The organism is Halorubrum sp. Hd13, from assembly GCF_002252755.1.
Lineage (GTDB): Archaea > Halobacteriota > Halobacteria > Halobacteriales > Haloferacaceae > Halorubrum.
The window spans coordinates 1-8,484 of record NZ_NHOY01000112.1; the positions used below are offsets into that span (position 1 = coordinate 1).

The 8,484-nt window shown below is 47.1% G+C and carries 6 protein-coding genes; 2 read left to right on the forward strand and 4 right to left on the reverse strand.

Annotated features, from left to right (window positions below; genetic code table 11):
• Positions 1-213 precede the first annotated feature (213 nt).
• From DJ81_RS18880 to DJ81_RS15325, 3 genes are all read right to left on the reverse strand, one after another.
• Positions 214-681 carry a hypothetical protein gene (locus DJ81_RS18880; protein WP_141212595.1) on the reverse strand — a complete coding sequence of 156 codons (468 nt, stop codon included), beginning with the start codon at positions 679-681 and terminating at the stop codon, positions 214-216.
• A 224-nt stretch (positions 682-905) separates the two neighbouring features.
• Entirely contained in the window at positions 906-4,649 is a 3,744-nt protein-coding gene (locus tag DJ81_RS18885; RefSeq protein ID WP_141212596.1) for an Eco57I restriction-modification methylase domain-containing protein, read from the reverse strand.
• Positions 4,650-4,855: 206 nt separating this feature from the next.
• On the reverse strand, positions 4,856-5,344 hold the full coding sequence (locus tag DJ81_RS15325) for a hypothetical protein (protein ID WP_094590434.1): 489 nt from the start codon (positions 5,342-5,344) through the stop codon (positions 4,856-4,858).
• A gap of 168 nt (positions 5,345-5,512) precedes the next feature.
• Here DJ81_RS15325 and DJ81_RS15330 point away from each other — a divergent pair, with 168 nt between their 5' ends.
• Positions 5,513-5,713, forward strand: a complete 201-nt coding sequence (locus tag DJ81_RS15330) for a winged helix-turn-helix domain-containing protein (protein ID WP_094590436.1) — start codon at positions 5,513-5,515, stop codon at positions 5,711-5,713.
• A 285-nt stretch (positions 5,714-5,998) separates the two neighbouring features.
• Positions 5,999-6,595 (forward strand): hypothetical protein, encoded by a 597-nt coding sequence (locus DJ81_RS18890; RefSeq protein WP_141212597.1) that lies wholly within the window; start codon positions 5,999-6,001, stop codon positions 6,593-6,595.
• A 718-nt stretch (positions 6,596-7,313) separates the two neighbouring features.
• Here the strand turns inward: DJ81_RS18890 and DJ81_RS15335 are convergent.
• Positions 7,314-8,357 (reverse strand): site-specific integrase, encoded by a 1,044-nt coding sequence (locus DJ81_RS15335; protein WP_094590438.1) that lies wholly within the window; start codon positions 8,355-8,357, stop codon positions 7,314-7,316.
• Positions 8,358-8,484 lie beyond the last annotated feature (127 nt).

The window sequence follows — 8,484 nt, forward strand, 5'->3', positions numbered from 1 at the left end:
TTCAAATCCCTCCGGCCCCACTTTGCTCACTTCGCTCGCAAATCGCCACCTACAGAGTCCGTACTGGGGTTATAACAGAAACGTGACGGAGATTCCACAACCGGACGTGAACCCCTTACGTTTCCTCCCCCCTGCCTTCATGCGGTGCCTTAGATTCGACTCCCGGCAATATATACCCTTCGCGTCGTATGAGGCACAACTTGTGTTAACCATTCAGGGCGACACGCCAATCAGCCAAATAGGAATATCGAATACGGACGCATACTTATCAATCTCATTTTTAGCCCATTCTCTGGTCTTGAACCACGACTTACCTCCCCAATCCTCCTTATTCTCGGGCACGATAAGAACAGATTCGTCAATATATCCCTGATTATACTCCTCTTGAAGCGTTAACAGGTTAGTCAGGACCGCGGTTCTCTTTGACCCAATATCTATTTCAATTGGAGTACTATTGTAATAAACATCTACCCGCTTGTTTGGGAGACTTTGTGGACTAACTTCTGTTCTACAGCCATTCTCTTTGAACGCATTCTGGATTGGTTGCGACAGAGAACGATTTCCACGGGCTGAAGTATCAGTATGAATGTGGAGGTTGTTTTGGAGAATATCTCTGATGTTAGTCTTAGTCTTCTCACTATTGACGCCGCCGTGAATATCTGTTTCCTGCTTGATTTCCATAATTCACAGTTAATCTATTCTCATAAAAACTCACACCCTGAGAGACGTTTGATTAGGTCTCACCACCCCGTTTTGCCGGAAACATTTGATACTTGACCGATACAGGGTCGCTCCGTCTTGCGATTTTAGGAATTAAGTTTTGACTGTAGTAATGGGGGACGGATACAAACAATTAGAGACCAACTATTACTGACTCTAATATATTATCGAATATGGTGTAGGGGTTAGAACATTTCGAGACACGATTCAATTGTGCCTACCTCATCGTCATCTAACCCAATCAATTCGTAGACTGCCTCGTCAATAGCACCTTCTAATTCCTCCGAATCAATATTTCTCAGTAACTCTTGGTCGCGTTCCAGTTCTTCCAAAACTTGTTCAACATCCGAATCACGTCGTGGCACTGGAATACTGATTTCTTCGCCACTATCTACACTCATCCCTTTGACTGCGGTGAAAATGTAGTTGGCACGCTTTTCAGAGTCAATAAGGGGCGAAGTAATGCTCTCACGTCCTATTTCAATCGCGTATGTCCCATCTGTTCGCTGTTGAATTGTTGGTTCAACCGAGGACCGGTTAGTTTCCCATACGTAGTACAACCAATCTACGGCCACAGACCCGGTGACATATGAGTTGGGAAATCTATCAATTTTGTCTTTTGTTTCTCGCCGTTGTATGAGGTTGTCAACACTCTCTTCTATCTGGTCGTATTCCGAAGTTCCCTCAGCCGTTGTGGGTGGGATTATTGGGAGGGATTCCACCACCGTCTGACTGTAATTCCAGTATCGGTTTTGGACGTATGTACTTTCGCTGTTCACGTACAACTGAGTCCATGTCGAATTTAGAAAACCCAACAGATACTGGTAGTGTTCATCCGGGCACTCAATTCCCACAGCGGAATCCAACAAATGGTGTCCTTCCAAATCTACGGCGAACCTATTCTTAGTGGAAAGCCGCGGTGTGACTATTTTTGAACTATTGAGAACATCAACATCCCTCGAACGCCAAAGTTCGTACCATTGTTTGTTTCTTTCAGTGATTAATTTTCCATCTAGATGGCGGTTAGCAAGCATTTCTCTGTGAGATGACAAATAAGAGTCAATATTAGGATACGACTCAATATCTACAACGTTCCCTCTGTCGTCATACGGATAAATTAGATACTTATTTTGTTCTGGCTCTGCCCACTTATTAATGTCACCTCCCTTGAGAACCTTCTCAAGCAACTCGGTCTCCAAATCTTCATCTTCTACTACATCTTCCGATATTACGTATATATCTTCTCCACCCTCACCACCAATTGTACAGCCCTGACTGGCATTATACAGACTGCCAAGATTCTGAGCGTCTCCTGCTCTAACATTATCAATTACATCCGAGGCAATAACCTTGGCAGGAGACCAAGTATCCGTGGTGAGCTTCTGTTGACTCAGAGTATGGTTGCGAATCCACGGTGCTTCCCCTTCTTCTAGCGCTCTCACGACTTCAGGCACCGTGTTCTCGTGAATTTCATCATCAAAAGTAATGAAATTAAATTCGTTTTCATCACTAAATACTTTCTCAGCAACAAAAATACAGGGATAATTTGTAGCCGTGTCAAACATGTCGTCATAATCACCAAAGTCAACTATCAATTCTAGCTTTGTTTCCTCTAACAATATACGCCTGATTTCCTGTCCATAGTTTCTATTCATAAATCTATTTTGTGTGATGTATCCAATTCTTCCTCCGGGTTCAAGCCAATCCACTCCACGCTCAATAAACGGCACATAAATATCAAATCGGCCATAGGCAGAGTCGTAGTCTTCTCTGAGACGGTCCCTGAACGATTCGTCCGCTAATGCGCCGCGGCTCCCTAACAAAATCCCACCCCAAGGGGGATTCCCTACAACAAAATCATAGGTAAGATAGTTTTTAATTACGATAGCTAAGATACTATCCTCAAACATTTTGAATAGTCGTCCATCGTCGTGCTCCTGTTTAAGTTCTCTAACTATTTCTAACAATTCGTTAATATATGGCTCTAAAAAGTCTTCAATATTATCGAACGCTTCTCGACCATAACGTTCCACACCAACTTCAATACCACCGTGGTACTCCCACTCATTATCATTCATATGGAATTTAACAACATCCATTACCCCCTGAAGTGTAGCAAAATAATCTTCATCATTAGATACCCCTGTATTTTCTTGTATATGCCGGTAAAGTGGGAGCCTTATCCTTTTATATAAGAATTGAGAAGTATCATCATCACTGGGAATCGGAAGAGGGACAGGTACGTGAACATCTTCTGTTCCTTCAACAATATCGAGAGACGCCTGCGTACTCCCCTCAGCATTCGATATTATCTCTCCGTCTTCCGTCTCAATCTCTAATGAATCAGTTCGAAATATTGGAAGGCGCTTGATAGTGAACTCTCCCTGCCCAGATGATTCTTTTGCTAACTTATACTTTGGAAGAATAGCCACCATAAACCGGATTTGTGCCATAAGAACGGCAAATGGATGTACATCTAGGCCTACGATTCGAGGACGATTACACAATTCATTCAGATGCTGCTCCCAATCTGGATTAGTATGATAATTCTCAACATCTTGTACATATCGTTCAACAGCTTCCACTAGGAATGTGCCAGAGCCGCAGGCAGGGTCAAGCAGTCGGTCGCGATAGATGCCGCTACTGTATGCCGTTTCATCCAAAATATTGTCTACAATTTCTTCTGGAGTATAAAACTCTCCGAGCGCCTTACGAGTTTCTGGGTCGAAGTATTTTTGATATAGGTCTCCAAGCAGGTCACCTTGGACCGTAGAGAAATCGAATTTTAGGAGGGGGAACAATATCCGAGACACCGACTGGTTGTAACTCTCACGTACCGTATCGCTGATTTCTACAATTTCATCTTCTGTGGCAGCAACATCACGGAACTGTCTGAATGGAGTTTCGTGTTGAGTGGTAATCGCTTCACCATACCCTTCAACCCACCAGCTAAAAATATCATCTTCAAACAAACTTTCGACTAGGTGTTCCCGCATGTCTTCAAATAGGCTGTTTGTCATTACGGGATATGCGTCAGTATTGATTGTGCTGGTGAATCCCTGAACTTCAGTAAAATAGCGTTCAATCCAATTATTTTCAGGGAAGAAATCGTAGTCATCACTCGCTTTAACTAGAAGAAGACGACTAAGAAGGGCGTGGCCCGTCTCTAGGCAGAACATGAAGTCATTCAGAGTTGTCCTATCATCCTCTAAGAACGGTTCCCACGATTCTGGTACATTTTCGGGGGTGCTTGAGTAGCTCACTTCCCAGAAATTGTATGCTCCAACCACGAAGTTGGACTCCTTATCATCTCTCAATTCATGTAATAAATCAATAGAAGCTTCTACCAAGTCGCCAAATGGGCTTCCTTTCTCTAATTGGAACGTATTATAGAATTCGTCTCTTCCCAACTCGTTTGCCAAACCAACTGGTTCTATATCGCTTATATATTCAGAAACAGTGTTAGCATCAGTTGAATCCCAACTCGGCTTACTCAAAACATCGGCCAAATCCTCTATCTGGCTTCGGCTAAAGTCAGCAACGTCCACCTCGTATAAGCGGGTGTGTGTTCCGTTTCTTCGCCTGTAAACACGGACAGCGTGCCCGTTTGTTAGAACCCCAAAATCTGCTTTTAGTTCCTCAGTGTATCCAAATAATTGGTCTACATGGTCACTCAGTGATTCTGTGGGGTTCTTGAATTCATAAACAGCAGTAACGCGCTGATTTTCGTCAAGAGTGGCGTAATCAGGACGACTGTTGTCTGGTAATTTCCACTCACTCCGTAAGTCATGTCCGATGCCCCGATATTCCAAACTAGAAAAGAACCCTTCTTGTAAGAAGGCAGTTTCAATCTCCCTCTCACTCATTTCGTCGGAAATCCGCGATGAAATACCCTGAAGAGAGTTGGATACGGAGTCGACTGCTGACATACCCTAGCCAACAAAATCAACTTCCTAAATCCTTTTGCTTGGCCAAGTCTAAGCTTTATCGTTACATTTTTCATCAATATTTATAATCTGTATGTCTTATATAGATGACAGGTTCTGAAAAGTTAAGACTGTGAATAAAAGGGTGAAATATACGCCGAGCTACATACTCATGAATGTGTCTTCAATAGCATCTATAACTTGTATGATTAGGTTTCCTCTCTGAAACAGTCGAAACACGCCAAGTTGTCGTTCTCCGGGGCATTACAGTACGGGTCTCCGTGTGGGCATGTCTCCAGCTCCCCAGCATCAAGTTTCAGTTTCTTGGCCATTATTTCGGTCTCCGTTTCCCCGGATGGTGTCAAATGCGGCGAGAAGGTCCCCGCGGCGTCCAGAGTTGTTTTCCCTCCGATAGTGGCGAGTGCGACCTTGTGCTTACAATCATACTCCTCGTGGTACATATCGGCCGGACAGTCGCACTCAGCGGGAACGGCCAGACCGTTCCGTTCCTCGACCCCGACCGTGTAGGTGTGGTCGTCTTTCTCGAAGCCGTAGCTCGCGTTGGTGACTTCGACGAGGTGTGGCCCGACTATAGTGAACTCCCACGCTTCCCACGCGACGCGCTTGGCGGTCTTCGCGCCGAACGAGAGGTATTCAACAGCGGTACGCTTTTTTGCTGTCTTAGCGTTAGTCGTCATTGCTTCTGGCTCCAATCAGAAGCACCGGTCCCGTGTTGGCGCACGGGGCCACCCTTTGCGGCGAAACCGGGCTTCTTACTCTCTCATAGGGGTCGGTCTGTATATAACTATTACGAACGTACGCATACGTACATAAGATTAATGCCAGAGTAACACCAATCGACAGATATGGCTGATATTGACCTTAGCCCGACCGATAGAGCGATACTGGAGATGTTAGAGGAAGGTCGGTGTACACCCGCCTATATCGCCGCAGAGCATGACTACACGCGGGCGCACGTGCGGAACCGACTCCAACGGCTAACCGAACACGGGTACGTCTCTCGGCTCCACAAGGGGCTGTACGAACTTGTTGAGGACCCAGAATGACTTAGGAAGTTACAGGGAGGTTAGAACACCACTTGCTCGCCAGTTTTCAGACTGACGTAACCCGGCTCGACAAATCGTGCTGGGACTCCCGCGTGTAAGGCCCCTTCTGAAGTCGTAATCGCCAGACAACGCGCCGATAGATATAATATACTGCTTGAGAATAAGTGGATGGAGAGCAGAGCGGAGCGTTCTACAGCAGAATATATGCTCGGTTACATACGTGTGTAGAATTTTCACTAAACAGCGAGAAGTGCGCTCTGTTAATCTGCCCTGCTTGAACCAGCCATGAGTGTAACAACAAACTCACCTACAGCGACAGGTATAGCAACACCAAATACAGACCGAGAGACGTACATCGGGTGGAATCTTGATGATGGAAGAAATCAGCCCACAAGAGGCTGGAATAAGCACACCTCATCTAACTTCCGATATGCTGACTCGCTGTATCTAAAATACCAAAAGCACTATCAACACTTAGACCAGATAGACGCTGGCCTGAAAAACGGTCCTAAGTGGTGGAATCAGGCTTACTTTAACGAGTGGTCTAATAAAGATTTGATTGAGATTCTGTCAGCAAATCTTGAATTGCTTCCCCACCAGCAAACGCAGGCAAAAAAGTTCTTTTTATCTCAGGATTTGAGGAAGTGGGGTATTCGCAAGGAACTGGTTGCGTGGGCGACCTGCTCGTATATTGTTCACAGCGACGAACGAGATAAACGTCGGTCTCACCCATTAGTTAACGGCGAGAAGGCTGAGGTGTTCTGGGAAACAGCATACGTTCTTGACTTCTCTGAAAAAGACCGAGTCAAGACCTATCATAAAGTGAAGACAGATATGGAAAGAAGTGGGCCAAGCAAACGAGGCCGGGAGGGGGGTATATAAAGGCCTGTATATTATCTACAGTAGCGAAGTTACGGGATAATAGGCCTCTAATGGATTGCCGAATACAGCAGGAAGGCGGCGTCGAAACCACTCCGTATCGAAGCGGGTTGACGCCGAAACAGAATAAGCCGAGGTTTCACCGGAGCGCCGCCCTTCTCGCAGAACTCGTCTTTCTGAACCCGACGTTTCCGAGGTGGCTTACTCCAGTATAGGACTCCGTCTATGATTGTATGTTGAATAGTCGATACTATTCGTCGTTCAGTACGCTATCCGCAACGTCCGGGTGAGAAAACTCGTCTCGGACTTTCTGTAAGTGAGCTTCTGGTTGAAACCTGTATGAATATGGTCCAGATTCTATAGTTCCCAATGAAACCCGGTCCTGTAACTCTACAGCAGGGTCGTCTGGAAAGAATAGTTCATATTGTTCCAACTTCGATTTAATATCATCCCACCCAGAGTCAGAGTGATTGATAATAACGTTATAGGCGTACTTATTGGGCTTTTCCACGTACCCAATTTCCACGTCGTTGTGGTCGTAGAGTCTAAGTGTCCAAGTCATCTCATAGTCTTGGTATCAAGCCGGTGTTAAGTTTCTCGGCTCTGCTTGCCAAATATGAGTGAAAGGGGCACAGTTAGTCGGGGTATCGTTCAGATTAAAACAAATATATGAGATATGAGAACTGGCCCGGTAGACTATTCTTCCCAGTAATATATTAGATTACTCGTGTAGGTACTGTACTCGGTTCTCTCGCTTCTTTTCTTCGGAGCGGAGGTCGTAGTGTTTTTCGAGAACGTCTCCGGACACGTCTACTCGGTCGGATAGTTGTTCTTGGGGCCAGCCTTCGTTGAGGTGGTGTGAGATAGACCCCTTGCGAATGGGGTGGTGGGTCATCGAGGACGGGCAGGAAGGCGCTTGGTCTTTCTTGGTCGCGGCGTCACACTCGTTGAGGTCGCGGTCGTGCGGACAAGTGTTAGAGACAACACATGGCCGCGTGAGGGCGACGACGTTCTTGTAGGAGCGTTGCCGGTAGAGGCGGCCGTTCGGGGTAGTGAACAGCGGCTCGCGGCCGTGTTCGTCCAGCACGTCGTGGCGGGGCCCGTTGATGTAGTCGTTCAGAACTTCGGAAAGCCCTTCGGAGATGTTCACTTCTCGTTCGCTTTTGCTATTGTTCTTGAGCGGGGTGCCGGTGGCTTTGCGGTGTTTGAATCGAAGCGCGTTCTTGCCGTATGGGTTTACGTGAAAGTCGTCTATGTCGAGGGCGATTGCTCCGGAGATTCGACAGCCGGTGTGCCACATGGTGTAGAAGAGGGCGTGATAGGTGGTGGCGTAGTGGTAGGTGTTGAGGTAGTCGAGGATGGCTTCGGCCCGGTCGGCTTCTATCATTTCCTCGTTCACGTCGCCGCGGTCGGGAACGTCGGGTATGTCCATCTTGGTGTGGATTTCCCAATCGCAGAGGTCGCGCTGGGCGAGCCACTTGAGGAAGACGCGGGCGTGTTTGGCGTTGTTGTGGACGGTGACGGGCTTGACTTCTTGCCGCCTATGGTCTATCCACGAATTGACTAAGCCTTTTGTGAGGTCGCCGGGAACGGTGACGTTCCGCTCGTCGGCGTACTGAATGAGGGCCTTGGTAGGGTACTTGTAGGCTCTCGCGGTGGACTCTTTCTGGGTGTTGTATTTGTGGTCGAGAAAGTCGTTGCGGGCTTTTCGGAGCGGGACTGTCTGGGCTGGGTCGTCGTTGGCGGTGGGGCTGAAGTCGGACATATCTGTTTGCCGCAGTTCTGGCGGATTTTCGCACAGACTTCTGACAGTTGGCGTCCGGCGCGAAGCGCGAGACCGAGCCGCGGGAATCGCATGACCGCGGCGAGGTCGGGGTTCAAATCCCTCCGGC